Annotated in this window: 1 pseudogene; it reads right to left on the bottom strand. The window is 62.4% G+C overall.

Annotated features, from left to right (window positions below):
- Window positions 1–184: 184 nt before the first annotated feature.
- Window positions 185–290, bottom strand: a pseudogene (locus EN850_RS37650) (AraC family transcriptional regulator); the annotation flags it as partial.

Here is a 290-nt window from a genome sequence, read left to right as displayed (position 1 = left end):
GTGATGATCGTCATCGTGCCGTGGGCCTATCTCGAATTCGGAGGCCGCAAGCGTGTCTGACCATGGGACAGGAACAGGACGCTAAAACCCTGCCGTGAAAAGATTGCCGCAAGTAACCTCATGATCGTCTCTCCCTCGATCCCCGTCCGGTGCATACCGCCCAAGACTGCCTGGCGGTTCGCTGGCCGCAATGCGGCGGCACCATCCACAGGCCGCTCGGAACGCGGCATGTGACGCCGCCTCCGAGCGCAAAGACGAGCTGGCCCTTGCGATGCCAATGAGCGGGAACC

The sequence above is a fragment of the Mesorhizobium sp. M8A.F.Ca.ET.207.01.1.1 genome (assembly GCF_004794715.1).
In the GTDB taxonomy this organism is placed as follows: domain Bacteria; phylum Pseudomonadota; class Alphaproteobacteria; order Rhizobiales; family Rhizobiaceae; genus Mesorhizobium.
This window is presented reverse-complemented; position numbering and strand designations above follow the sequence as displayed.